This window comes from Streptobacillus felis (assembly GCF_001559775.1).
GTDB classification, from domain to species: domain Bacteria; phylum Fusobacteriota; class Fusobacteriia; order Fusobacteriales; family Leptotrichiaceae; genus Streptobacillus; species Streptobacillus felis.
In genome coordinates this window covers 1-240 of the sequence record NZ_LOHX01000066.1, presented here as the reverse complement: position 1 = coordinate 240, position 240 = coordinate 1, and the positions used below count along the sequence as shown (strand labels likewise).

The following is a 240-nucleotide window of genomic DNA, read 5'->3' as shown; positions in this document are numbered from 1 at the left end:
AATGGGTTTGAAAAGTTAAGATCTGAAGTAGAAAGAAAACTTGAAGAAAAGCCAGATAATGACTTTTGAAAAGCTTCATTAATTACTTTTAAAGCATCAATATCTCATATTGACAGATATGTTGATTTGATAGATAAATTAATATTAGAAGAAAAAGATGAAAATAGAAGAAAAGAAGTAAAATTAATGTTAGAAGTTTCAAAAAATATTTCTAGAAAACCTGCAAATAACTTCATTGAA

1 protein-coding gene is annotated in these 240 nt (G+C 24.2%); it reads left to right on the top strand.

From position 1 onward, the window contains the following. Window positions 1-81: 81 nt before the first annotated feature. On the top strand, window positions 82-240 hold a 159-nt coding region (locus tag AYC60_RS09530), incomplete at its 3' end, for a pyruvate formate lyase family protein (RefSeq protein WP_414162570.1).